Origin of the sequence: Acinetobacter sp. AOR14_HL, from assembly GCF_027855175.1 — a bacterium.
GTDB lineage: Bacteria > Pseudomonadota > Gammaproteobacteria > Pseudomonadales > Moraxellaceae > Acinetobacter > Acinetobacter calcoaceticus.
Map to the genome: position 1 here is coordinate 13,020 of NZ_JAKTII010000003.1, position 24,578 is coordinate 37,597.

The window sequence follows — 24,578 nt, forward strand, 5'->3', positions numbered from 1 at the left end:
ATTTGAATTAAAGGGAATACACCATGACGACCAACAATACACAAATTCAGGCTGTTGTTTTTGACTGGGCTGGCACAACAGTAGATTTTGGCTCACGCGCACCAATTTTGGCTTTTATGGCGTTATTTAAAGACAACAACATTGAAATTACTGTTGAAGAAGCGCGTGCGCCAATGGGCTTAGAAAAACGTGACCATATTGCAGCAGTTTTAAAAATGCCGCGTGTAGCGGCGGCATGGCAGGAAGTATATGGTCAGGCGGCAACTGAAGCAGATATTAACCGTTTATATAAAGACTTTATTCCTTATCAGTTAAATTCTATTCCTAAATGTTCTGCTTTAATTCCGGGTGCATTAGAAACGTTTGAGAATATTAAAAAGCGTGGTGCAAAAATCGGCAGTAACACGGGTTATGCATCCATGATGATTGGTCGTTTGGTCAAAGATGCTGCCGATCAGGGCTACCGCCCAGACTGTATTGTTACAGCCAGTGATGTGAAATTTGGACGTCCGTATCCTGAAATGCTATGGAAGAACTTAATTCAACTCGACGTGTCTGATATTAAAACTGTTGTAAAAGTAGATGATACTGTGGTGGGGATTGATGAAGGTTTAAATGCGGGATGCTGGACGGTCGGGCTTGCGATTAGTGGTAATGAAGTGGGTTTAAGCTATGAAGAGTGGAGCGCATTATCGGCTGATGAACAGATTATTCTAAAAGATAAGGCATACCGAAAAATGAATGCGTCGGGCGCTCATTATGTAATTGATAGTGTCGCTGATTTGCCAAATGTACTAGATGATATTGAACGCCGTTTAGGGCAGGGTGAACGACCTTAAATAAATGTTTAAGTCAATATATTTTTAAGCTTAGCTCCCTTGGGAGCTAAGCTTACCTAAAAAATTAAAATGAAGAGCAATAAACTCTACATATGTGGAAATAAGGAGTAACTTTGAGGAGTAAATTCCTTATTTCTTGCTAACGATCCAAACCATGTGTTTAGTTCGTTAGAACCATCAACCAGATAGGCATATGACCTATGTGATAGATCTTTTTTATGACTTTTGAGGGTCATATAATTTTTCTTTAATGAATAGGGCGGGGATCACACCACAAATCAGATAGGCAGCGCCCATTACAACAAAACCTAAACCAATAGAACCACCAGATGCTAAGAAGCCAATTGTGGCAGGTGCAAGGGCTGCTCCAAGACGACCAACATTATAAGCACCGCCAATTGCTGTACCGCGGATGGCTGTCGCAAAACTTTCAGTCATATAGGTTGCATTTACGCCGTAAGGAATACCGTATAGGAAACCGAAGGTAACGAGTAAATATAAAATATTGCTTGGAGAGTTATAAAAAACAATAAGTGGTAAGAAAATAGCAGTACCAATGGCACCAAAGGCATAGGTAAAACGACGACCTAGTTTGTCTGCCATCATGCCGGCAAGGACTTTACCTAAAATCATAGCGGTATAAGTACCGACCATATAGGCAGTCATTTCTTTAAACTTCATACCTAACTCACTTTCTAGGTAAGAAGGCATCCAGTTGTTTACTCCATAATAACCAAACTGTAAGAAACCTGCGGTTAATGCCCAAAGGATAAACATATTACGGTTCTGTTTATCTTGGAAAATAAGTTTAAACGCTGAGGTTTTTTCAATGTTTTGTATAGCGGTAGGTTGTTGTAGTCGAGCCTGTTGCCATGCTTGTGGTTCTGGTACAAAAATATGCATTAAAACGGCAATAATGACGGGAATAATCGCAACGTAAAACAGCATGCGCCAGCCATGATCTGGAATAATCCAACCCGCAAGTAATGTTGCAACAATATATCCAACCGTCCAACCCGCTTGTAAAGTTCCGAGTACGGTTGTGCGATAACGTGTCGGAACATATTCGGCCATCAATGTATTACACGCAATGTAGAGCGAGCCAAGTCCAAGTGATGCAAAAAATCTTAAAATACCAAATTGAAGAAAGCTCTGAGTAAAACCTAAGCCACAGGTGAGGAGTGAGAAAATTAAAATAGAAATAACAACAATGCGGACGCGACCAAATTTATCGCATGCCCAACCGCCAAAAATTCCACCAACAGCCATACCTGCTAAAGTAAAACTACCGAGCATACCGGCTTGTACCGAACTTAATCCGAAATCTGCCTTAATACTATTTAAGCTATAAGACAGCAGCATCAAATCTGCACCATCAACCAATAGCGCTAGAAATGCAAAAATAAATGCAATTTTCCACGTATGAGGCTGTATACGAGAAAGACTTTCTTTGTAATTTGTAGCCATAATCCATTACCTACATTTGATTGAAAGCACTTCAAGTCGTTTGAAAGTGCTCAAAATTGATTAAGACGCAGCGCGAATCATGTTTCGGGCAATAATCATTTGTTGAATTTGAGTGGTCCCTTCATAGAGGCGGAACAAACGAACATCTCGATAAAAACGTTCAATCGCATATTCACTGATATAGCCCGCACCGCCATGGATCTGTACGCAGCGATCAGCGACTCGACCACACATTTCGGTTGCAAACATTTTTGAGCATGAGGCCTCGGTACTTACGTTTTGTCCTGCATCACGTAGACGTGCAGCGTCTAAAACCATGCATCTGGCTGCATAAATCTCGGCTTTGGAGTCGGCGAGCATGGCTTGAATGAGTTGGAATTCGGCAATGGGTTGCCCAAATTGCTTACGTTCGATGGCGTACTTTAAAGAATCGTCTAGCATTCTTGTCGCGGCCCCAACACTTAACGCCGCGATATGCAAACGGCCCTTATCAAGCACTTTCATGGCGGTTTTAAAACCAACGCCTTCAACTCCACCAATGAGTGCTGAAGCAGGAATACGACAATTTTCAAAAATCACATCACAAGTGTGGGCACCTTTTTGCCCCATTTTTTTATCGCGTTTGCCAAGAGAAATACCTGGGGTTTGGCTGTCGACAATAAAAGCAGAAATACCACCAGCACCCTTAATATCAGAACTTGTGCGTGCCATTACTGTAAATACGCCAGCATGAGGGGCATTGGTAATAAAGCGTTTGGTGCCATTTAAAATATAAAAATCGCCATCTTTTACGGCACTAGTCTTTATAGATGCAGCATCAGAACCAGCATCGGGTTCAGTTAAGCAAAAAGAACTGATTACTTCACCGCGAGCTAAACGTGGCAAGAAAAATGATTTTTGAGTTTCAGTACCGTCAATAATGAGACCACTTGAACCAATGCCATTATTGGTACCAATAAGCGAACGAAAAGCAGGAGAGGTCCGTCCTAATTCAAAAGCAACATAGACTTCTTCTTCCATTGTAAGTCCAAGGCCTTCGTACTCTTCTGGAATGGTTAAACCAAATAAGCCCAGCGTTTTCATTTGCTCAATAATATCTTGAGGAATTTCATCCGTTTCAGCGACTTCATTCTCATGAGGAATTAATACACCTTCAACAAATTGTCGAATCATATCAACAAGTTGATCTAAGGTTTCCTGATCTCGAATCATAGTCTCATCCTTTTACTACATGCTAAGAACATCAATGTGATGTTCGTAAAATCATCAATATTTGAAGCGATAGTAATCAAAGGATGAGTGCAAAACAATATATTTTGAAAATTAATTTCGCAATGCGATATGTTGTTATTAGTATTTGATTGTCTAATTTATTGATTTATTTAAGCTATATTTTCTTATAAAAATTCATCATTTTTAGTGGAAAATTAAAGTTTGATTTTTAAAATGAGGTGTGTATATTAAAAATATATATCGCTATGCGAAATTTTAAATGGATAAATTTCCCTATAGGAAATGAATCACCAGATAGAGTGGGATGAAGATGGGTGCTTTAAATGGAATTCGGGTGCTTGACTTAAGTCGGGTATTGGCTGGGCCTTGGTGTGGACAGACGCTGGCCGATTTAGGTGCAGAGGTCATCAAGATTGAAAGACCCAAAGTCGGTGACGATACTCGTTCGTGGGGACCACCTTGGATGAAGGATGACTCTGGGTTTGATACTCAAGAGGCTGCTTATTATCAGTCTACAAACCGCAATAAATTATCGGTTGCCATCGATATTGCCAGTCCCGATGGTCAAGAATTGATTAAAGCTTTAATTCAAGATACAGATGTGGTGATTGAGAACTATAAAGCGGGTTCTTTGAAAAAATACGGTTTGGATTACGAGTCTTTATCTGCAATTAACCCAAAATTGGTGTATTGCTCAATTACAGGTTTTGGTCAAAATGGCCCAAGAGCTGAAGAACCCGGTTACGACTTTATTATTCAGGGAATGGGCGGACTGATGTCAGTCACAGGTGAGCGTGATGATTTACCGGGTGGCGGTCCACAAAAAGTAGGGGTGGCCTTTTCTGATTTAGCTACAGGACTTTATTCTACGATAGCCATTCAAGCTGCTTTACTTAACCGTCATGTGACGGGTTTAGGACAATACATTGACATGGCTTTGCTTGATGTCCAAATTGCGACTATGGCAAATCAGGGAATGAATTATCTTTCATCGGGTAATATCCCTAAGCGTTATGGCAATGCACACGCCAATATTGTGCCTTACCAAGTATTTAAAGCTTCTGACCGTGATTTTATTATTGCATGTGGAAATGATACTCAGTTTATTCAGCTCTGTAGAAGTATTGGCTTACCCGATTTACCCAATGATGCGCGTTTTGCCCGAAATGCAGACCGAATTAAACATCGTGATGAAATTATCGAAATTTTATCAAACCATTTCTTAACTAAAACTGCAGATGAATGGGTAGATGCGATTTATGCAGCTAAAGTTCCGGTAGGTGTAATCAATAACTTGGAACAAGCTTTTCAAGAGCCACAAGTGATTGCCCGAGAAATGTTGGTCGAGATGAATCACCCGCAACGTGAAAAATTGAAGGTAATTGGTTCGCCAATCAAACTTTCAAGAACCCCTGTTGAGTACAAAACAGCTCCTCCTTTATTAGGTGAACATACACAAGTGGTTTTAGGTCGAATCGTTTCTGTGGAAAAATTAGATGAGCTTAAGAAAAAAGGCGTGATTGCATAAGCTGGCCTGAAAGCGAAGGGTTAAAATTATTTTTAAAATTAGAAAATAAAATATTTAGTCTTTCGCTTGAATGGTTTAAATCAAGTTATATTTTAGATGCAGACTAGGACGTTTGCTTTTTTGCTATTTATAGAAAAAATAGATTATAATTTTCGCAGTGCGAAACAAAATGTGGATTGGTATAGATATGAATGATGCAGTAGATGCAGAGCAAACAGAAAAATTATTAGCGCCTTTAAGACATGAATTATTACATCCGATTCAAGACATGCAGGATGAAAATGATCGCCAATTTATTACTGCATTAGCCCGTGGTTTAGAGCTATTGCGTTGTTTTACCCCAAAACATCAGCATTTAGGAAACCAAGAGCTCGCACAAATGACGGGTTTACCTAAGCCAACCATTACTCGTCTAACGCACACTTTGTCTCGTTTGGGTTATATCAAACAAGTCCCAAATTCGAGCAAATTTCAACTTTCAGTTGGGGTTCTTGCTTTTGGTTACTCGATGCTTTCTAACGTGTCGATTCGTTCTATTGCTCATCCATATATGAAAAATCTGGCAGACTATGCTGGCGCTGCGGTTGCAATGGCAACACGTGATCGACTCAATATGATTTATCTTGACGTGGTACAAGGTAAAGGAAATATGACTATGCGCCGTCAGGTCGGAACTTATTTACCCATTCATTTAAGTTCGATGGGACGTGCATGTTTAGCTGCAATGCCTGAAGATGAAAGAGAGTTTTTGCTTGATGCGATTCGTACCAAGCACAAAGAAGACTGGATCAAAATTAATCGTGATTTAGACAAAGCTTTTAAAGACTACCAAGATTTTGGATATTGTTTTTCAATTGGCGAATGGCATAAAGATGTAAACTCAGTTGCAGTTCCACTGATTCATGAACAACATGGTTTACTGGTGTTTAACTGTGGCGGTCCAAGTTTTATTATGAACCGAGAAAAACTTGAAGAAGATATTGCACCACGTCTCTTACATATGGTGAATAACATTCGTACTGAGATTAGTTAATTGTACTGAATTAAAAAATCAAAAAAGGCCAGCAAAGATATTGATTGCTGGCCTTTTTCATAAGTTGTATTTCAAATGACGTGCTTATGAAAATTCGGCTTTCTTTTTTCTTTGAAGGCGCTTAGGGCTTCTTTAAATTCTTCACCTTGCAAACAATGAGAAAAAATAGTCGACTCATGATCAATACGATTTAATAGATCATCAATAGGCATATCTCTTAATAATTTTTTGCTGAGCTGTAAAGCTTGAGTTGGTTTATTTGCGAGTTTGGTTGCCGTATCTTCAACAAATTGATCAAGCTCGTTTTCTTCGCATACGTTATTTGCTAAACCATAATTTTTAGCTTGTTGCGCCGAAAATTTCTCGCCCAGTAAAATAATTTCAGAAGCTCGAGCGAAACCTAATAATCTCGGTAACATGTAACTAGAACCTGCTTCAGGCACAAGTCCGAGATTCACAAAAGGAAACTGAAAAATAGAGTTTTGACTTGCATATACGAGGTCACAATGTAAAAGCATGGTGCTGCCAATGCCAATTGCCACACCATTTACTTTAGCAATAATCGGCTTTGGAAACGTTGCTAAGCTTTTTAGAAACACAATTGAAGAGGGTGGTTCGGTACTGGTTGTATTACGCGTTTCGAATGCATTTACGTCATTGCCACTGGTAAATGCAGATCCTTCGCCTGTGAGTATAACAACATGAACTTCTTCATTGATTGCTGCCTCATCTAATGCCTGACTGAGTGCAGAATACATTTCATAATTAATCGCATTCTTTTTGCTGGGATTGCTCATCGTTAGTGTGAGTATATTTTTATCTAAATGTTGCTTAATCACACCTACTGTCAATTTATGTTGACTCTTATCATCCTGCTGCATCATTCATTCCTTTTGTTTAACTATTTGAAAAATATTTGCTTTATTGTTGATTCAAACCAAATATTCTTAGACAGATCTGAAATTAAAACTTTAAATTAATAGGATGATCCTATCGAAAATAAATTCCATTATCAATTAATTTGTTTTATATTGTGGTATAAAATTTTGTAATGCGAAATTTTAAGATTTGTAAGTTTAGAAATGTTTACAGGATTTATTGGTAATAAAGTACCTAGAGATGCTAAGGAAATCAGAAGCTAGGTATATAAAAAGTGAGTGGAAATAATATGAAGACGAAAATTACAGAATTATTTGAAATCGAGCACCCGATTATTCAAGGCGGTATGCATTATGTCGGTTTTGCGGAGCTTGCTGCTGCGGTTTCAAATGCAGGTGGATTAGGCATTATTACTGGCCTGACGCAAAGAACGCCTGAAAATCTAGCAAAAGAAATTGCGCGCTGTCGAGAAATGACTGATAAACCTTTTGGCGTAAATTTAACTTTCTTGCCTACCGTAAATACACCAGATTATCCGGGTTTTGTAGAAGCAATTATTAAGGGCGGAGTGAAAGTTGTAGAAACAGCGGGTCGTAATCCTGAACAGGTCATGCCTTATTTAAAGGCTGCTGGAATTAAAGTTATTCATAAATGTACCTCTGTTCGACATAGCCTAAAAGCCCAACAAATTGGATGCGATGCAGTTTCTGTAGATGGTTTTGAGTGTGGTGGGCACCCTGGTGAAGATGATGTACCGAATATGATTCTATTGCTTTTAGCAGCTGATGCATTAGAAATTCCATTTGTTGCTTCAGGCGGGATGGCGGATGGACGTTCACTCGCGGCAGCTTTAGCCATGGGGGCAGATGGAATTAATATGGGAACGCGTTTTATTGCAACTCAAGAAGCCCCAGTACATGCAAATGTGAAACAGGCAATTCTGAATGCAACTGAAAGAGATACCCGTTTAATTATGCGAGCTTTACGCAATACCGAGCGCGTGCTGAATAATGTGGCCGTTGAAAAAATTGTAGCCAAAGAAAAAGCGCTTGGCGACAACATTAAATTTGAAGATATTATTGAAGAGGTTGCAGGGGTTTATCCTAAAGTCATGATAGATGGCGATGTAAATGCCGGAGCATGGTCATGTGGGTTAGTTGCAAGTTTAATTCATGATATTCCGACCTGTGATGAATTGGTCAGCCGAATTGTCAAAGATGCAGAAGATATTATTCGTGGACGTTTATTAGGGCTTTTATAAAGTGGGTTATTAGCTATTTAAGCTTAATAATTGAGAAAGATTTTAACTTAAAAAATATGTTAGCCCAAATTTAATCTAATATTTGTTCAGTACTACTAGACTAAATTTGGGCTCCTAAATAGAATTTTTTCTTACATTAGTGTTTTGAATATTGTTTCTTAATTACAATAGTTCCAGCAATAAAGTCATGAATCGCTCTTTTCCTTTTATTAAAAAGTAAAACGATAAACTCACTCCAAGTCCATAATTCACTCGCTGAACTAACTACACTATACCAAGCTGGATATAAAATTAGAATATATTTTGCTCGATCAATTGGCCCTGCATTTAGGTATATTTCAGGATCAGCATAGTTTAATGCGATTAATTGGGATATAACCATAATAATACAAAAACCAATATCAACTGAAGATCTTAACACAGCTTGTATAAGAGTGATTTTACTACCATCAGGACGTGTAATTTTTATTCCAACGACCATTTTTCCTATCGTTGCACCAAAACGATAGTGAAAGTAAATTGTATAAGTGATACCCATTATAGCCATAATAACTAGAGTTATCATTGAGCTGACTATAGATATACTTTGAGTAAAATGAGTTATTACCATAAAAGGAATCATCACTACCATATCAATAATACCGGCACTAAGACGTTTCCAAAAACCTGCATAGACTTTTTCATTATCTATTTTAATTGGTAAGAAAAACATTACTTCCTTCTTGAAAATATATTTAATTATTAAAAGCTTAATAATATATTTTATGTGAAATAAGTCATCTGAGCAATATTTTAAATGTTTTAGGTGGTTAGAAATATTGAATAAATAATAAAGGTAGCGGATTATTTACTCTTTAGAAAATAAATACAAAGTTTGATTTAGATCATTAAATTTTGTATTTGAATAGGCTCTATTTTTATTAAAAGGCCTATTTTAGCTTAGCCTTTTTTCAAGTTGTGCTGATCTTTTGCATCGGCGATACAATAATAAAGACACAATACGGCAAAAATTAAACCTAAAATACAGACACCCGTCCAACCAAAATGTTTCCAGGCGTAGCTTCCAGCTGTGGTGCCTAAAGCTCCACCTGCAAAATAACCAGTCATATAAATCGCATTAAAACGCGAACGCAATTCTTGATTGAGCTTAAATACAATACTTTGATTGGTGACATGAACTGCGGAAAGTGAAGCATATAGAATGAGTAAGGCAATAATATAAAAAATGAAATGGTAGGGTAAAAGTGAAAAAAGAATCCAACTTAGAATAAGCCCCACGCCGCAATAAATTGAAATTTTGTGGATATATCCTTGGTCAATAAATTTACCTGAAAAATTGGCAACGAACGTTCCTAAAACACCAACAAAACCGAAAAGACCAATCGTAAAGTCACTAAAAAAATAGGGAGCGGGGGCCAATAGTAATGACATGGTGGTAAAGGTTAAGCTCACGCAAGCAAATGTAAAACCACCAATATAAGTTCTAATTCTTAAACGTCGATTTTGGATAAAAATTTGTGGAAGTGAGCGGATGGTTTTCGCATAGTTTTCAGATTTGGTGGGTGGGAACAATCCAATACTACGGTGCAAAATAATGGCGATGACTAGTAATAAAAAGCCACTGACCAGATAAATCACATTCCATGCAAAAAGCGTAGACATTAGACCTGATAGGGAGCGAGCGAGTAAAACCCCCATCATGAGACCACTCAGTAAAAAACCAACAACACGACCACTTTGTTGAATTGGAACCAGACTTGCGGCGAGAGGTAATAGAAGCTGAGCTGAACTGGAAAATAGACCGGTAATGATTGTACCTAGTAAGAGCAGATAAATATTATGTGAAAAACCACTAATAATTAATCCACTTGCAGCCAGTAACATAAAGATGAAGAGCAGTTTGCGCTTTTCTAAAATGTCTCCTAATGGCATTAAAAAGAGTAAGCCACAAGCATATGTAATCTGGGCTAAAGTAGGCACCCATGCCGTGGTGGTTTCGGTTAAATTTAAGCTCAAACTAATCGAATGAATAAGTGGTTGGCTAAAATAATTTCCGCCTGTACAGATGCCTGCTGCAATAGCCATTAAAATAATGGTTGGGGTATAGAGTGCGTTTTTCATCATGCCTATTGTCATAATGAAAGAGGAACTTTAACCATCACAACCATTACTTTTCTAAGTACGGTTGTCAGTGCGTTTCATTCAAAGCATCTTGAATATTGTGCACCATATGGATTAAACGTGGTCCAATTTCACCTTCAAGTTTTTCCGGATTTAAATGAAAACTTGGCGCACCACAGTTAAAGACATAAAGACCGTGTTTAGAGCTGACTAATGGTACAGCGACCGAGTTCACTTCTTTATGCCATTCACCTAAAGACAAACAATATCCGTAATCTTGATAATCTCGGAAAGCTCGTTCTAAAGAGCGTTTGATGGCAGGCCAGTTTTCAGCGTTCTTTTGCTTAAGTGCATCAAGTAAAAAATTACGTTCACGTTCAGGAGTCGCCGCTAAGCATGCTCTTCCCATTGAACTGCTATGAAGTGGCAAAGTTGAGCCAATTGGACGGCGCATATTTAATGCAGTTTCAATTTGTACCACATCGATATAAACCATATTTAATCGGTCACGTGTTGCCATTGCCACAGGGGCTTGCACATGTTGACTCATCTCTTCCATATATTGATGAGCAATAGTACGGATAGAAATATTCGACAATGCTGCATATCCTAAAGATAAGACACCAATGTCTAGGGTATATTTGGTCGAATTAGGCAATTGTTTTAAATAACCTAATGACACAAGGGTATTGGTAATACGTGCAATAGTCGGTTTAGGTAAACCTGTCATTTTTGCGAGTTCTTGATTTCCAAGTACCTGATTATTTGCAGAAAAGCAGCGTAAAAGTTCTAAGCCACGCGCTAAGGAAGCGATAAATTGAGGGTTATTTTCCCGATGAATATGTGAAATAGGATCTAGGCGTATCTCATCAAAATTTATTGGTTGTTCAGTTTTTGAATTCTGAGACATTCGATCCTCAAATATAATAAAGCAAAGTTTTGCTATTATATTTCGCTCTGCAAAATAAATCCATTCATCACTGCGCTGTTGTGATGAATGGATATCTGGTTTGGTAATTATGAAACGTTTTCAATCACCATAGCGAGGCCTTGACCGACACCAATACATAGGCTTACGACAGCATATTTCTTTTTACGACGAATGAGTTCGCGTGCCACAGTTAAAGCAAGACGGGCACCGGAAGCACCAAGTGGATGACCAATAGCAATTGCACCGCCATTTGGATTTACGCGAGAGTCATTAAAATCAACATTTAAGCCTTTTAAGCAAGACAACACTTGTGAGGCAAAAGCTTCATTAATTTCAATAATATCCATGTCATCTAAAGTCAGCCCTGCACGTGCAACTGCCTTTTTAATGGCTTCAATAGGGCCGGCCCCCATAATACGGGGTTCAATACCCGCTGCTGCTGCTGACAATATTTTTGCCATAGGCTTTAAGTCATATTTTTGACCTGCAGCTTCTGAACCAATCAGGAGTGCCGCAGCGCCGTCATTAATGCCTGAAGCGTTCCCAGCAGTCACTACACCACCTTCAAACAATGGTTTTAATTTCGTAAGTGCTTCAACAGTCGAGCTTGGGCGAGGGTGTTCATCTTCAGAAACCAGTTTTGGTGGTAGCTTTTTGCCTTGGAAAACCTCAATTGGGGTGATTTCACCCGCAAAGAAACCTTCTTCTTTGGCTTTTTGATATTTGGCTTGTGACTGAGCTGCAAATAAATCGGCTTGCTCTCGTGTAATACCAAAGTCGGCAGCAACATTATCGCCCGTTTCAGGCATTGAATGACCGCCGTACTGGGCAATAATTTTTTTATTCGGAAAACGAGAGCCAATCGTGGTGTCATAAATTTTAGCATCACGGCTATAAGCACTTTCGGCTTTACCCATCACAAAGGGTGCACGTGACATACTTTCTACGCCACCTGCAATATATAACTCACCTTCACCACAAGTAATGGCACGCGCAGAGTCAATTACTGCACCTAAACCACTGGCACATAAACGGTTTACGGTTTGACCAGGTACAGTGACTGGTAAACCTGCAAGCAAAAGCGCGTTTCTCGCAACATTACGGCTATCTTCACCTGCTTGGTTGGTATCACCCAAAATTACATCTTCAATATCAGCACCCGGAACACCAGTTTTTTCAAGTAACTTTTGAATGACTGTCGCTGCTAAATCATCTGGACGAATTGAGGCAAGTTCACCTGCATGGCGACCAATTGGGCTACGTAAACCATCATAAATATAAGCATTTAACATTGAGAAGTTCCTTTTCAAGACTCATGAGTAAAAGTGAGAGGTAAATGAAGTGCGACGCGGCGCTGTAACCACGGGCTAGGGCGGTAACGTGGGTCATGGGTAAGTGATGTTATACGATTTAGAATGAGTAAGATTTTTTGACGACCTACTTGGTCGCCCCACTCAATTGGGCCAAATGGGTAGCCTAAACCAAGACGCACTGCCGCATTAATATCATCTACTGTTGCAATATTTTGCTGGGCAATATCACAGCCTAAATTAATGACCATGGCTAAAACACGCTGAGCAACAAAACCAATACTTTCATTAATCATGCTGACCGTATTTCCATCTAAATTGAAAATAGAGTGAGCTGCCTCACGGTAGTCAGCTTTTGTGACAAGTGAAGGCATTAATGTGCGATGTTTTGCAATGCCATATAACATGTCTATAGCAACAGCTTGCTCAGGATTAACGCCTAGGCGTGTAGCTGCTTGAGTTGTGTCTTCGCCGTAACAAGCGAGTAAACATAAACTGTCTGATTGCGGTGCAGAGCCAGTATCTAAGGCAATATTTTGCTGAGTTAAATAATCTTCAAGCTGTGTTTTATCTTCAGAGAAATCTGCTGCTACCCAAACTTTTGGATATTGCGCTAAACGGTCTACAAACTTGGCGGGTTGTTCACCTGTTTTTGAACCGGTTTCATAATTATAAAAACCTTGATTAACCTTGCGTCCGAGTTGTTTAGCCTCCAACATTTGTTTGGTTAACGGGTTAGGTTTGTAGCGTGCTTCTTCATAATATTGATGGTAAATCGACTCCATGACAGGATGAGAAACGTCAAGCCCAGTTAAATCCATTAGCTCGAAAGGTCCCATTCTAAAACCAACACCGTCACGTAAAATTCGGTCAATTTCACTAATGTCGCAGACATTTTCATTTAAAATTTTTAAAGCTTCGGTTCCGTAAGCTCGTCCAGCATGATTAATAATAAATCCTGGTGTGTCCTTCGCAACCACAGGGCGGTGGCCGAATGCACGAGACAAGCTATTTAAAGCGTCGATAATAAGTGGATCTGTTTTTAAACCTCGAATGACCTCAACAACTTTCATGAGTGGAACAGGGTTAAAGAAATGGTAGCCCACCACACGTTCCGGTTTTTTGCAGTTTGCCGCAATGGCTGTAATAGAAAGAGAAGATGTGTTGGAAGCTAGGATGGTATTTTCGGAAACAACCTCTTCAAGTTGTTGCATCAAACTTTGTTTGATATCCAGACGTTCAACAATAGCTTCAATAATCAAGTCGCAATCTTTTAAATCTTCAATTTGGTGAGCAACAATTAAATGACTATTTGCCGCTGCAGCTTGTTCAGCCGTAATTTTATTTTTGTCGACTAACTTTTGAAATGTAGCAGCAAGTTGTTCTTTTGCTTGTTCTGCTGCACCTGCCTTAGCATCATATAAATAAGTGGTATGTCCTGATTGTGCAGCAATTTGAGCAATACCACTGCCCATAATACCTACACCAATCACAGCCATGCTTTTAATATCATAAGTCATGTCGATCATCCTGATTATTGATCTGTATTTGAAATTAAGCGGATAAATAAGGGTTGGTGATTTAACTTAAGCATTGTTTATCACCATCAATTGGTAAGATCTGGCCTGAAATAGAACGACCACTATCTGAGGCTAAAAATAGGCATAAATCTGCGATATGTTTTGGATTTACAAAATATTTGAGCGACTGATTTTTAAGTGCATTTTGTGTGACCTTCTCAAGAGAACTTTGGGCTACATCTGCGCGGGCCTGTAGAACGCGTTGGACACGGTCACCATCAACAGCACCCGGAAGAATCGCGTTAACTCGAATATTATCTGCACCGAGTTCCATAGAAAGCGTTTTAGTAAAACCAATGAGCCCCCATTTTGAAGTGGAATACGCCAAACGATATGGATAGCCTAAGCGACCTGCAATTGATGACATATTAATAATGACACCGGCGCCTGATTGCTTTAACAAGGGAATCGCTAATTGAGTAATTAAAAAAGTGCTATTTAGATTCAAATTAATAACCGTATTCCAGTCATCAAAACTCAGTTCATCTGCGGCAATGGTTGGGCCTGAAATGCCTGTGTTGTTAACTAAAACATCAAGATGGCCAAGTTTTTTGATCGCTTCGGTAAACATAAGCTTAATTTGCTCAGGCTCTGCTAAATCACATGCATATATGTGCAATTTTGGATAATCTTTCTGAAACTGTTCTAGGCTTTTACCATTGATATCACAAACGAAAACCTCATCATCGTTGTTTAAAAATGCCTCAGCAATGCAGCGTCCAATCCCTGAACCACCTGCACTAATAAATACTTTTTTAGCCATTTTCATTCCTTTGTTGTTATCTATTTAAATTATTTACCTTGATACGAGGGTTTGCGTTTTTCAATAAAAGCTTGAACACCTTCATTTTTATCTTCGGTAGAGAACAGCAGTTGGAATGCTTTACGCTCTAGGGTTAAGCCAGCATTTAATGGAACATCTTCACTCATGAGTGCAACTTCTTTAATTTGCTGCAAGGCGATAGGTGGCATTTTTGCTAGGCTTTGCGCCATTTGAATAGCGGTGGGAATAGTTTGGTCGTCTTCTGTCACTTGTGAAACAAGCCCAATGATATAAGCTTCTTCAGCCTTCACCATTGCACCTGTCATAATCATGCGCATAGCATGAAATTTACCGACTGCACGAAACAAACGCTGTGTGCCACCAGCACCTGGCATTAAACCAACTTTAATTTCTGGTTGTCCAAAAACTGCACTTTTACCGGCAATAATAATGTCGGCATGCATTGCCAATTCACAGCCACCACCTAATGCATAGCCATTTACAGCCGCAATCACTGGTTTAGGGCACTGGGAAATTGCGTTCCAATAACGTTCAGTGTGACGTAATAGCATTTCCGTTGAAGTTGCTGTTGCCATTTCTTTTAAATCTGCACCCGCGGCAAAGACTTCATCACCACCAGTGAGTACAACCGCATTGATTTCATCGTTAAAACTTAATTCGGAAAAAATTTGTGCTAATTGCTTACGAACTTCACCGTTTAAGGCATTTTTAGCTTCTGGGCGGTTAATTTTTACAATCGCTATTTTTTGAATGGTGTAATCAACATCTACGAAATTATTCCCTATTTCTTTGTTCATTTTTGCATTCCTTGTTTCGCATATCAAAACTATATTCCTTTTATGATGCTTATTTTGGAATTTATTTCAAGTCTTATTTATTTAAATAGAGCAATTGTGATCTCTTAAATAGTGTAAGTGATTGATATTGTGTATTGGTCTGTTTTTAAATTTCGTTTAACGAAATTAATTTTCAAAAAAGCTTGAAATTTGTGTTTTCGTTCTCGTACTATGAAACAAATCCGCAGTAAACAAGATTTAAAACATGTTATCCAGACAAGCTGGAATTGGCTGATGGGTACGATGAAAATACATAAGAAGGGAGATCACAGATGATCCGTGATGAAGGGATGTTGGAACAATTACTTTCAACAATTCGAGATTTTGTAAAAAATGAATTGATCCCTCGTGAAAACGAAGTGGTGGAGAAAGATAAAATTCCGGATGACATTGTGCAGCAAATGCGTGAACTCGGTTTGTTCGGACTCACAATTCCAGAAGAATATGGTGGCTTAGGCATCACCATGGAAGAAGAAGTAAGAGTCGCATTTGAACTTGGGCAAACCTCACCAGCTTTCCGTTCTTTAATTGGTACCAATAACGGAATTGGTTCAAGTGCAATTTTGATTGATGGCACAGAAGAGCAAAAGCAAAAATATTTACCACGTTATGCAAGTGGCGAAATTATTGGTTCATTTTGTTTAACTGAACCTGAGTCAGGGTCGGATGCAGCTTCTTTAAAAACCAGTGCAGTAAAAGATGGTGATTTCTATGTATTAAACGGCACTAAACGTTTTATTACCAATGCGCCACATGCTGCAACTTTTACAGTAATGGCACGAACCAATCCTGAAATTAAAGGATCGGGGGGTATTTCAGCCTTTTTAGTAGAAGCCAACACACCAGGCATTACTTTAGGGAAAATTGATCAAAAAATGGGACAAAAGGGTTCTCATACCTGTGATGTCATTTTTGAAAATTGCCGAGTACCCGCATCTGCGCTGATTGGTGGTGTAGAAGGTGTTGGTTTTAAAACGGCCATGAAAGTGCTTGATAAAGGCCGTTTGCACATTGGGGCATATAGTGTGGGTGTTTCTGAGCGTATGTTAAATGATGCTCTTCACTATGCCATTGAACGCAAACAATTTGGTCAACCTATTGCTAACTTTCAGCTTATTCAGGCCATGCTCGCTGACTCAAAAGCCGAGATTTACGCTGCTAAATGTATGGTTTTAGATGCAGCTCGTCGTCGTGACAATGGCGAAAACATTAGTACAGAAGCATCTTGCGCAAAAATGTTTGCGACCGAAATGTGTGGTCGAGTGGCAGATCGCTGCGTACAAATTCACGGTGGGGCAGGTTATATCAGTGAATATGCCATTGAACGTTTTTATCGTGATGTGCGTTTGTTCCGTTTATATGAAGGAACCACGCAAGTTCAACAAATTATTATTGCTAAAAACATGATTAGGGAAGCTACAGCCTAATAAAAAATTAAATGCCATGAGGCATCGGATGCCTCATGTTCCTCTAAGGATATGGATATGACCACAGAAACACTGAAGCAGGAAGCAAGCCCTGAAGGGATTCAAACCCCCAAAAAGATTTGGATTACTGCATTTATCTTTGCCTTTCTTACCTTGTTATGTGATGGCGCAGATTTGGGTTTTCTCGCGCTCAGCTTAACCAGTTTAAAAACGGAATTTCATTTAACGGGTGTACAGGCAGGTACTTTAGGAAGTTTAACACTTTTAGGTTCAGCAATTGGCGGTCTGATTGGTGGTTGGGCATGTGACCGTTTTGGACGCGTGCGCATTATTGTGTTTTTTATTGCTTATTCTTCAGTTTTAACCTGTGCGCTTGGTTTTACTGATTCTTATATGCAGTTTGCCATTGTACGAGTCTTTGGCTCGATGGGGCTGGGTGCATTATATATTGCCTGTAATATTTTAATGTCAGAAATGGTGCCGACTAAACATCGTACCACCGTATTGGCAACCTTAATGACGGGTTATACCTTGGGTTCATTACTTGCAACCTTGTTAGCAGGTCATATTATTCCTGAGCATGGTTGGCGTTTTCTGTACTGGATTGCAATTACTCCTGTGGTGTTGTCGATTTTGATGCACTTTTGTGTGCCTGAACCTGCATCTTGGAAAAAATCACGTGAATTGAAAGCGTTGGCGGCAACGACAGTCGATCCAACCCAAAAAGTGAAACGTCAGAATCCTTATCTTGAAATTTTAAAAGATAAAAAACACGGCACCATGTTTGTATTGTGGATTATCAGTACAGGTGCATTACAGTTCGGTTATTACGGGGTAAGTAACTGGTTACCTGCTTATCTTGAATCTGATCTGGGGATCAAATTTAAAGAAATGGCGATGTATATGGTCGGTACCTTCCTGATTATGATGTTTGCCAAAGTAATTGCCGGCATTGTTGCTGATAAATTGGGTCGCCGTGCTGTGTTTGCTTTTGGAACCATTGGTACAGCACTGTTTATTCCTGTCATTGTTTATCTAAATACACCAACCAATATTTTATGGATGATGCTGTTCTTCGGTTTCTTATATGGCATTCCATACGCCATTAATGCCACCTATATGACTGAAAGCTTCCCGACTTCGATTCGTGGTTCTGCGGTTGGTGGTGCCTATAATATTGGTAAGGTTCTGTCGATTTTCTCTCCACTTACAATTGGTTATTTATCGCAAAGTGGTTCTATTGGTTTAGGGCTATTGGTGATGGCAGCTGCTTATTTTATCTGCGGTGTGATTCCACTGTTATTTATTAAAGACCGATTATTTAACCCACAAAAAGCTGATTAATTCAGCAGCGTTTCAGACTTGATCATGATCAGGTCTGAACCTAAATCATGCACGGTTACCAGTTAATTTATTGCATGAAAAAAATGATAAATAGAAAGATGGATGATTTTTATAAAAATATTCTCTTTCAAATAAATAAGCTTAGGAATACTCACTTTTATGTAATGGATAGGTAAAAATATGAAAATGGAAGCTGTAAGTACATTCCAAGATAATGAGGTCACTCAGACACCTAAAAAAGTCTGGGTTCTAGCCTTTATATTTTCATTTCTCACTTTACTTTGTGATGGTGCTGATGTTGGCATTCTAGCTTTTACTCTGACCAGTATTAAGGCCGAATTTGGTTTGACCACGATTCAGGCAGGTGCATTAGGCAGTTGGTCAATTTTTGGTATGGCGATTGGTGGACTGATTGGTGGCTGGGCAAGTGACCGTTTTGGACGAGTCCGTATTATTGTCATTTCAACAGCAGCATTTGCCATACTTTCTTGTATGACGGGGTTCGCACAATCCTATGGGCAACTCGCGATCTTAAGAATTATTACCTGTATGGGGTTGGGTTGTCTCTACATCGGCTGCAATACTTTAATGTCTGAAATGGTGCCGACCAAATATCGTACAACGGTGTTAGCAACACTGATGACTGGTTATACCCTCGGTTCTTTAACGATTACAGGTCTATCAGGTTGGATTATTCCTGAATTTGGCTGGCGGATGCTGTATTTCATTACGATTATCCCGATTGTTTTGGCTGTTCTCATGTTCTTCTTTGTGCCTGAACCTGAGTCATGGAGAAAAGCCCGTGATTTAAAACTTGCTAACCCTGCTGTTGGCACTGCCAAAAAAGCTGAGAATCCGTATATCGCCCTATTTAAAGATAAAAAACACGGCAAGATGCTCATGCTTTGGTCATTTAGTTCTGGGTTCCTGATGTTTGGTTATTTGGGCGTGAGTAACTGGTTGCCTGCTTATCTAGAGTCCGAGTTAGGGATTAAATTTAAAGAAATGGCAATCTATATGATTGGAACATTTTTGACCATGATGTTTGCCAAAGTGCTTGCTGGTTTTGTAGCAGACCGTATTGGACGCCGAGTTGTTTTTGCCTTCGGTACGATTGGAACTGCACTGTTTATACCAGTGGTGGTGTATATGCATACGCCTGAAAACATTGGTTGGCTGATGCTGGTTTTTGGTTTCCTTTATGGTATTCCGTACGCTATTAACGCAACTTATTTAACCGAAAGCTTCCCAACCTCTATTCGAGGTACAGCAGTGGGTGGTGCATTTAATATTGGACGTATCGGAGCGATCTTTGCACCACTGACCATTGGTTATTTGGCAATGCATGGTTCCATTGGTGCAGGTTTATTACTGATGGGTATTGCATATTTTGTCTGTGGGCTTATCCCAACCTTATTTATTAAAGATCGTTTATACGATCCTCAAAAAGCTGAATAACTAAGGAGAGTGAAGAAATGATTAATAAAGTGACCAGTGATATTGAACCGATTTTAAAAGCTATTCCTGATGGGGCAACCATCATGACAGGTGGGTTCGGTGTTACTGGACAACCAGCTGAATTAATTGAGGCCTTAATTGATTTAGGCAAGAAAGAACTTACCATTATTAATAACAATGCGGCTTCTGGTGATCGGGGTTTAACGAATCTGATTATTGCCGGTTGTGTTAAGAAAATGATTTGTTCATTCCCTAAATCGGCTGGGTCAACAGTTTTTCAAGATTTATATCGAGCTGGAAAGATCGAGCTAGAGCTGGTTCCACAAGGGAATTTGGCATGTCGTATTCAGGCTGCAGGTGCAGGATTAGGAGCTGTTTTTACTCCAACTGGCTATGGCACCAAAGTTGCCGAGGGTAAAGAAACCCGAACTATTAATGGCAAAAATTATGTACTTGAATATCCACTTGAAGCTGATTTTGCATTGATTTATGCAGATAAGGCGGATCGTTGGGGTAATTTAACTTATCGCAAAGCGGCCCGTAATTTTGGCCCGATTATGGCAAAAGCCGCAAAAAATACCATTGTTCAAGTTAATGACACGGTAGAGCTAGGAACGCTTGACCCTGAGTGCATTATCACACCGGGAATTTTTGTTCAGCACGTTGTAAAAGTAGGAGATATCTAATGTCAGTTCAAAAACGTTCTCGTGAAGATATTGCTAGACTGATTGCCAATGACATTCCTGAAGGTTCTTATGTCAATTTGGGAATTGGACTTCCTACTAACGTTGCCAAATTTTTGCCAAAAGACAAAGAAATCTTTTTACATTCGGAAAATGGTGTTTTGGCTTTTGGCCCGCCACCACAACCAGGTGAAGAAGATGAAGACTTAGTCAATGCCGGAAAAGAACTTGTCACTTTATTAGAAGGTGGATGCTTTATGCACCATGGTGACTCGTTTGACATTATGCGTGGAGGACATTTAGACATTTGCGTTATTGGTGCATTCCAAGTTGCGGTAAATGGTGATTTGGCAAACTGGCACACAGGCAAACCAGATGATGTACCTGCTGTAGGCGGTGCGATGGATTTGGCTGTGGGAGCAAAGACCATTTATGTCTATATGGAACATGTCACTAAAAAGGGTGAGTCCAAAATTGTAAAAGAGCTCACATATCCACTCACAGGTGAGCAATGCGTAAATCGTATCTATACCGATTTATGCATTATTGAACTGAAAGATCAGAAAGCCTATGTCAAGGAAATGGTGGAAGGTCTAAGTTTTGATGAATTACAGGCAGTGACCGACTGTCCGCTCATAGATGCACGTGTAGCCTAATTTATACACATGGAAAAAAAGCTTCTTTAAGGATTAAAAGATGAAAAAATTAATTTTAGCTGCAGCTTGCGCTGCGGCTTCAGGGACTGTTTTTGCAAATTCTTCAGATACAACAGAACAGCGAATTAATTTGCTAGAAAGTGAGCTACAAAAGTTAAAAGCAGAACTTGTAGCTCAAAAACAAAGTCAAAGTAATTTACAGGTCAAACAGGCCCAAATTGAAGAAAATGTCGAAAAGAATAAGAGCATTGAAGCAGCTAAGCCGATTGCTCCGTCATGGGTGACTTGGACCGATAATGTTAAGGTTTACGGTATTGCCCGTATAGATGCGGCGGTCGATTTTAAATCCTCACCTGATTCGGGGGGGAGAACGACAAGTAGCTTAAACCGCACACCTTTTGAGAGCGATAAACGTTCTAATCATGCGCGCTCAGATGTAAGCGTAAATGCAAGCCGCTTAGGGGTCTATTTTAATAGTCCCAATAAAGCGGTTACGGGAAATATTGAAGCCGATTTTTTTGATAGCTCTAACATGGGAACGGGTGATGGTAAATTCCGTATTCGCCATGCATTTTTCACTTATAAGGATTGGACATTCGGTCAAACATGGTCACTCATGTCCAACATGGAAACACGTACAGAATCTGTGGACTACACGCAATTTGTAGGAACTTCCTATACACGGACTCCTCAAATTCGCTATGACTGGAAAATTGATGCCAATAATGATTTAAAAGTGGCTCTAGAATATACAGGTTCCCGAGTCTCAGCTTTTCCATCATTAACGGGACGCTATACCTTTAAACAAGGTCCTTTAACTGCACTTGCTCAAGGTTTTATTAACGAGAAGTCAGCAGATGTAGCCACCGCAACAGTTAAGAAGGTAAGTTGGGGCGCAGGGGGCGGGTTAAAATACCAATTAACGCCACAGCAATCGGTGCAGGCTAATTATCAATATATTGTTGGTGATCAAAAATTTATGCCGTACACCACGCAAAGCGGCTTGACTAATTCAACAAGTTTAAATGCAGCGGGTGATTTTTCTTTAAATGAAGAAAAAACAGATTTAGTTATGAATAAACTCAATAGCGTAAATATTGGTTATTCATATAAATTCAATGAGCAATGGCGTGCAAACTTATCGGCTTCAATGTTTGATTATGATGACGATACGGCTTATGCAAAACTCAACCCTGATGCCAATAAGCGTTTAACCGACTATGCTGCTAACGTCTTTTATTCGCCTATTGAACAAATGGATATCGGTATGGAATACCATCAAGGTAAGCGAGAAGTCTTTGATGGCAGAACAGCCGATGTGTCACGTGTAAACTTTGTGTCGATGTATAAATTTTAAAATAGGGCGTAATTAAAAAATGGAAAAAATAGTTCGACCCGATGCAGACAATATTTTGTCAAAAAGCTTTATTTTTATCATGGCGATGACATGCGGGATTTGTGCGGGCTCGAACTATTATAACCAGCCTTTAATTTATTCAATTGCCAAAGCCTTGCAGGCTAATGCCGAGCAAGTGGCTTTAACCATTGTGATTGGACAACTATCTTATGCGGTAGGTCTGTTTCTATTGGTACCACTCGGTGATTTCTTTGAAAAGCGTAGTTATATTTGTTTGCTCATGTGTTGTACGGGGCTTGCACAAGTGGGGCTTTCTTTTAGCCAAACCTTGCCAGTCTTGTATGGCTTTACCTTTTTAGCGACATTCTTTTCTATTGCAACTCAAGTTTTGGTTCCTTTCGCCGCAGGTTTGGCAGGTCCGAAAAAAAGCCCGCAAGTTGTTGGGACTCTCATGAGTGGTTTGTTCTTGGGAATTTTATTGGCGCGCTCTATTGCGGGTTTACTTTCTACGGTTTGGTCTTGGCATGCCGTTTATTTAATTAGTGGCATCGTCATTCTGTTTTTTGCTTGGATCATGTGGTCAAAATTGCCGATTGCGCATAAATCCCATCAACTCAATATTCTACAAATTTACAGTTCATTATTTTCATTAGCGGTAAATCAACCTCATCTGCTTCGCCGTGGTTTTGCTGGAGGAATTGGCTTTGGTATTTTGGCTCTTATTTTTACAACCATGACATTCCTTTTAGCCAATGCTCCTTATCATTTTAACGATTTCCAAATTGGTCTATTTGGAATTGTCGGGTTAGCTGGGGTATTTGCCACACCGTGGGCGGGTAAGAAAATTGCAGCGGGACTTGAGAATAAAGTTGCACTGGTTAGCATGGTTTTATTAATTACAGCATGGATACCACTATTTTTTGCACAGCAATCTTTAGTAGCCTATGCAGTTGGTGTGATTATGGCTTACTTCGGGCTGTCTGCATTTCATGTACTCAATCAAAATCTGGTTTATCGAATTTCCGCGCAGGCGCGTTCCCGTATTAACTCAATTTATATGACGCTCTATTTTGGGGGGGCGGCGTTGGGTTCTTTTATTGCAGTTTATGCATGGAAACACTGGGGATGGGAAGCCTGTGTAGCCTTAGGTATAAGTCTGGCTATTGTGAGTTTTATGATTGATCGCTTAGATTTCTATGAGATGGACAAAATCGCAAAACAAGAAAAAGCTCCATAAGGAGGAGCTTAACAGGGCTTTTATTTTCGAATAATCATTAATGTGGCTGTGGCAAAAGCATATACTTTTCCGTTTTCATCCACGATTTTACCTTCAGTACTAATAATGTTACGGCCTGCGTTAATCAACTCGGCTGTCGCATAGTAAGACGTATCAACTTGCATGGGACGAATCATTTTTACATTTAAATCAATAGTCCCATAACCAACTCCATGTTCGAGTAAGGTATGCGCAGCACTTCCGGTAGCTGTATCTAAAGCTGTGGCACAAAAGCCGCCGTGTACACCGCCTTGTATATTTCGATGTTCTTGCTTAGGTGTAACTTTATAAGTGGCTTTACCTTCGGAAACTTCTACTAATTGCATGGGGATGGTGTGAGCCATAGGTGATGGAGAAACTTCACCATTTTTTAAAGCTGTTAAAAATTCAAGACCTGTGTATTTCGGGCTATCCATAAATCGTCCTTGGATGATTAAGCAATGTAATCACAATACTATAAAATGATTTTTTACGGAATAATATTTTGCAGTACAAAATTAAAATAGTAATTAATTTTTTATTTTTATATCTATATATTTAATAATTTTATTTAACTACAATATCTTAAATATTTG

Annotated in this window: 22 protein-coding genes; 11 read left to right on the plus strand and 11 right to left on the minus strand. The window is 39.3% G+C overall.

Annotated features, from left to right (window positions below; translation table 11 throughout):
* Positions 1–23 precede the first annotated feature (23 nt).
* Positions 24–839 carry a phosphonoacetaldehyde hydrolase gene (gene phnX, locus MKL38_RS01035; protein ID WP_270902250.1) on the plus strand — a complete coding sequence of 272 codons (816 nt, stop codon included), beginning with the start codon at positions 24–26 and terminating at the stop codon, positions 837–839.
* A gap of 216 nt (positions 840–1,055) precedes the next feature.
* Here phnX and MKL38_RS01040 read toward each other — a convergent pair whose 3' ends face one another.
* Positions 1,056–2,306 (minus strand): MFS transporter, encoded by a 1,251-nt coding sequence (locus MKL38_RS01040; RefSeq protein ID WP_270902251.1) that lies wholly within the window; start codon positions 2,304–2,306, stop codon positions 1,056–1,058.
* Positions 2,307–2,366: 60 nt separating this feature from the next.
* Positions 2,367–3,518 (minus strand): acyl-CoA dehydrogenase family protein, encoded by a 1,152-nt coding sequence (locus MKL38_RS01045; protein ID WP_270902252.1) that lies wholly within the window; start codon positions 3,516–3,518, stop codon positions 2,367–2,369.
* A 331-nt stretch (positions 3,519–3,849) separates the two neighbouring features.
* Between MKL38_RS01045 and MKL38_RS01050 the strand changes: the two genes are divergently transcribed.
* Together MKL38_RS01050 and MKL38_RS01055 are read left to right on the plus strand one after the other, a co-directional pair.
* Positions 3,850–5,067, plus strand: a complete 1,218-nt coding sequence (locus tag MKL38_RS01050; RefSeq protein ID WP_017389352.1) for a CaiB/BaiF CoA transferase family protein — start codon at positions 3,850–3,852, stop codon at positions 5,065–5,067.
* A gap of 187 nt (positions 5,068–5,254) precedes the next feature.
* Complete coding sequence (locus tag MKL38_RS01055) at positions 5,255–6,100, plus strand: IclR family transcriptional regulator (RefSeq protein WP_017389939.1); 846 nt, start codon at positions 5,255–5,257, stop codon at positions 6,098–6,100.
* 71 nt (positions 6,101–6,171) lie between these two features.
* Here the strand turns inward: MKL38_RS01055 and MKL38_RS01060 are convergent, their stop codons facing one another.
* A complete protein-coding gene (locus MKL38_RS01060; protein WP_270902572.1) occupies positions 6,172–6,981 on the minus strand; it encodes an enoyl-CoA hydratase in 810 nt (269 codons plus the stop codon).
* A gap of 287 nt (positions 6,982–7,268) precedes the next feature.
* Here MKL38_RS01060 and MKL38_RS01065 point away from each other — a divergent pair, with 287 nt between their 5' ends.
* A complete protein-coding gene (locus MKL38_RS01065; protein WP_270902253.1) occupies positions 7,269–8,240 on the plus strand; it encodes an NAD(P)H-dependent flavin oxidoreductase in 972 nt (323 codons plus the stop codon).
* 136 nt (positions 8,241–8,376) lie between these two features.
* On the opposite strand, the gene MKL38_RS01070 is transcribed toward MKL38_RS01065, so the two are convergent.
* The 7 genes from MKL38_RS01070 to MKL38_RS01100 all read right to left on the minus strand — a co-directional run bounded on the left by MKL38_RS01070 (position 8,377) and on the right by MKL38_RS01100 (position 15,763).
* Positions 8,377–8,952: an RDD family protein gene (locus MKL38_RS01070; protein WP_442866682.1), complete on the minus strand. Its 576-nt coding sequence runs from the start codon at positions 8,950–8,952 to the stop codon at positions 8,377–8,379.
* Between the two features lie 227 nt (positions 8,953–9,179).
* The gene (locus MKL38_RS01075) at positions 9,180–10,364 is read right to left on the minus strand and encodes an MFS transporter (RefSeq protein WP_270902254.1); all 1,185 of its coding nucleotides are present in this window, start codon (positions 10,362–10,364) and stop codon (positions 9,180–9,182) included.
* A gap of 64 nt (positions 10,365–10,428) precedes the next feature.
* Positions 10,429–11,271 (minus strand): IclR family transcriptional regulator, encoded by an 843-nt coding sequence (locus MKL38_RS01080; RefSeq protein WP_004642385.1) that lies wholly within the window; start codon positions 11,269–11,271, stop codon positions 10,429–10,431.
* 107 nt (positions 11,272–11,378) lie between these two features.
* Entirely contained in the window at positions 11,379–12,584 is a 1,206-nt protein-coding gene (locus MKL38_RS01085) for a 3-oxoadipyl-CoA thiolase (RefSeq protein ID WP_270902255.1), read from the minus strand.
* A gap of 14 nt (positions 12,585–12,598) precedes the next feature.
* The gene (locus tag MKL38_RS01090) at positions 12,599–14,122 is read right to left on the minus strand and encodes a 3-hydroxyacyl-CoA dehydrogenase (RefSeq protein WP_270902256.1); all 1,524 of its coding nucleotides are present in this window, start codon (positions 14,120–14,122) and stop codon (positions 12,599–12,601) included.
* A gap of 61 nt (positions 14,123–14,183) precedes the next feature.
* A complete protein-coding gene (locus tag MKL38_RS01095) occupies positions 14,184–14,945 on the minus strand; it encodes an SDR family oxidoreductase (protein ID WP_151744385.1) in 762 nt (253 codons plus the stop codon).
* Between the two features lie 29 nt (positions 14,946–14,974).
* Positions 14,975–15,763 carry an enoyl-CoA hydratase gene (locus tag MKL38_RS01100; RefSeq protein WP_004642396.1) on the minus strand — a complete coding sequence of 263 codons (789 nt, stop codon included), beginning with the start codon at positions 15,761–15,763 and terminating at the stop codon, positions 14,975–14,977.
* Between the two features lie 311 nt (positions 15,764–16,074).
* On the opposite strand from MKL38_RS01100, the gene MKL38_RS01105 reads away from it, so the two are divergent.
* The 7 genes from MKL38_RS01105 (at position 16,075) to MKL38_RS01135 (ending at position 23,964) form a co-directional block, all read left to right on the plus strand.
* Positions 16,075–17,229: an acyl-CoA dehydrogenase family protein gene (locus tag MKL38_RS01105; RefSeq protein WP_133746304.1), complete on the plus strand. Its 1,155-nt coding sequence runs from the start codon at positions 16,075–16,077 to the stop codon at positions 17,227–17,229.
* A 57-nt stretch (positions 17,230–17,286) separates the two neighbouring features.
* Positions 17,287–18,573, plus strand: a complete 1,287-nt coding sequence (locus MKL38_RS01110; RefSeq protein WP_004642397.1) for an MFS transporter — start codon at positions 17,287–17,289, stop codon at positions 18,571–18,573.
* Between the two features lie 180 nt (positions 18,574–18,753).
* Positions 18,754–20,031: an MFS transporter gene (locus MKL38_RS01115; RefSeq protein WP_270902257.1), complete on the plus strand. Its 1,278-nt coding sequence runs from the start codon at positions 18,754–18,756 to the stop codon at positions 20,029–20,031.
* A gap of 17 nt (positions 20,032–20,048) precedes the next feature.
* Positions 20,049–20,717 carry a 3-oxoacid CoA-transferase subunit A gene (locus MKL38_RS01120; protein WP_003651139.1) on the plus strand — a complete coding sequence of 223 codons (669 nt, stop codon included), beginning with the start codon at positions 20,049–20,051 and terminating at the stop codon, positions 20,715–20,717.
* Entirely contained in the window at positions 20,717–21,370 is a 654-nt protein-coding gene (locus MKL38_RS01125) for a 3-oxoacid CoA-transferase subunit B (RefSeq protein WP_004642400.1), read from the plus strand. Before MKL38_RS01120 ends, MKL38_RS01125 begins: the two co-directional genes overlap by 1 nt.
* A 40-nt stretch (positions 21,371–21,410) precedes the next feature.
* Positions 21,411–22,727: an outer membrane trimeric porin-like protein DcaP gene (gene dcaP / locus MKL38_RS01130; RefSeq protein WP_270902258.1), complete on the plus strand. Its 1,317-nt coding sequence runs from the start codon at positions 21,411–21,413 to the stop codon at positions 22,725–22,727.
* A gap of 19 nt (positions 22,728–22,746) precedes the next feature.
* A complete protein-coding gene (locus MKL38_RS01135) occupies positions 22,747–23,964 on the plus strand; it encodes an MFS transporter (RefSeq protein ID WP_270902259.1) in 1,218 nt (405 codons plus the stop codon).
* Between the two features lie 20 nt (positions 23,965–23,984).
* Here the strand turns inward: MKL38_RS01135 and MKL38_RS01140 are convergent, their stop codons facing one another.
* Complete coding sequence (locus MKL38_RS01140) at positions 23,985–24,434, minus strand: PaaI family thioesterase (protein WP_270902574.1); 450 nt, start codon at positions 24,432–24,434, stop codon at positions 23,985–23,987.
* Positions 24,435–24,578: the final 144 nt, after the last annotated feature.

Coding starts and splice junctions, on each gene's coding strand:
- phnX (WP_270902250.1), top strand. CDS start 24: ATGACGACCAACAATACACAAATTCAGGCTGTTGTTTTTGACTGGGCT.
- MKL38_RS01040 (WP_270902251.1), bottom strand. CDS start 2,306: ATGGCTACAAATTACAAAGAAAGTCTTTCTCGTATACAGCCTCATACG.
- MKL38_RS01045 (WP_270902252.1), bottom strand. CDS start 3,518: ATGATTCGAGATCAGGAAACCTTAGATCAACTTGTTGATATGATTCGA.
- MKL38_RS01050 (WP_017389352.1), top strand. CDS start 3,850: ATGGGTGCTTTAAATGGAATTCGGGTGCTTGACTTAAGTCGGGTATTG.
- MKL38_RS01055 (WP_017389939.1), top strand. CDS start 5,255: ATGAATGATGCAGTAGATGCAGAGCAAACAGAAAAATTATTAGCGCCT.
- MKL38_RS01060 (WP_270902572.1), bottom strand. CDS start 6,981: ATGCAGCAGGATGATAAGAGTCAACATAAATTGACAGTAGGTGTGATT.
- MKL38_RS01065 (WP_270902253.1), top strand. CDS start 7,269: ATGAAGACGAAAATTACAGAATTATTTGAAATCGAGCACCCGATTATT.
- MKL38_RS01070 (WP_442866682.1), bottom strand. CDS start 8,952: ATGTTTTTCTTACCAATTAAAATAGATAATGAAAAAGTCTATGCAGGT.
- MKL38_RS01075 (WP_270902254.1), bottom strand. CDS start 10,364: ATGATGAAAAACGCACTCTATACCCCAACCATTATTTTAATGGCTATT.
- MKL38_RS01080 (WP_004642385.1), bottom strand. CDS start 11,271: ATGTCTCAGAATTCAAAAACTGAACAACCAATAAATTTTGATGAGATA.
- MKL38_RS01085 (WP_270902255.1), bottom strand. CDS start 12,584: ATGTTAAATGCTTATATTTATGATGGTTTACGTAGCCCAATTGGTCGC.
- MKL38_RS01090 (WP_270902256.1), bottom strand. CDS start 14,122: ATGACTTATGATATTAAAAGCATGGCTGTGATTGGTGTAGGTATTATG.
- MKL38_RS01095 (WP_151744385.1), bottom strand. CDS start 14,945: ATGGCTAAAAAAGTATTTATTAGTGCAGGTGGTTCAGGGATTGGACGC.
- MKL38_RS01100 (WP_004642396.1), bottom strand. CDS start 15,763: ATGAACAAAGAAATAGGGAATAATTTCGTAGATGTTGATTACACCATT.
- MKL38_RS01105 (WP_133746304.1), top strand. CDS start 16,075: ATGATCCGTGATGAAGGGATGTTGGAACAATTACTTTCAACAATTCGA.
- MKL38_RS01110 (WP_004642397.1), top strand. CDS start 17,287: ATGACCACAGAAACACTGAAGCAGGAAGCAAGCCCTGAAGGGATTCAA.
- MKL38_RS01115 (WP_270902257.1), top strand. CDS start 18,754: ATGAAAATGGAAGCTGTAAGTACATTCCAAGATAATGAGGTCACTCAG.
- MKL38_RS01120 (WP_003651139.1), top strand. CDS start 20,049: ATGATTAATAAAGTGACCAGTGATATTGAACCGATTTTAAAAGCTATT.
- MKL38_RS01125 (WP_004642400.1), top strand. CDS start 20,717: ATGTCAGTTCAAAAACGTTCTCGTGAAGATATTGCTAGACTGATTGCC.
- dcaP (WP_270902258.1), top strand. CDS start 21,411: ATGAAAAAATTAATTTTAGCTGCAGCTTGCGCTGCGGCTTCAGGGACT.
- MKL38_RS01135 (WP_270902259.1), top strand. CDS start 22,747: ATGGAAAAAATAGTTCGACCCGATGCAGACAATATTTTGTCAAAAAGC.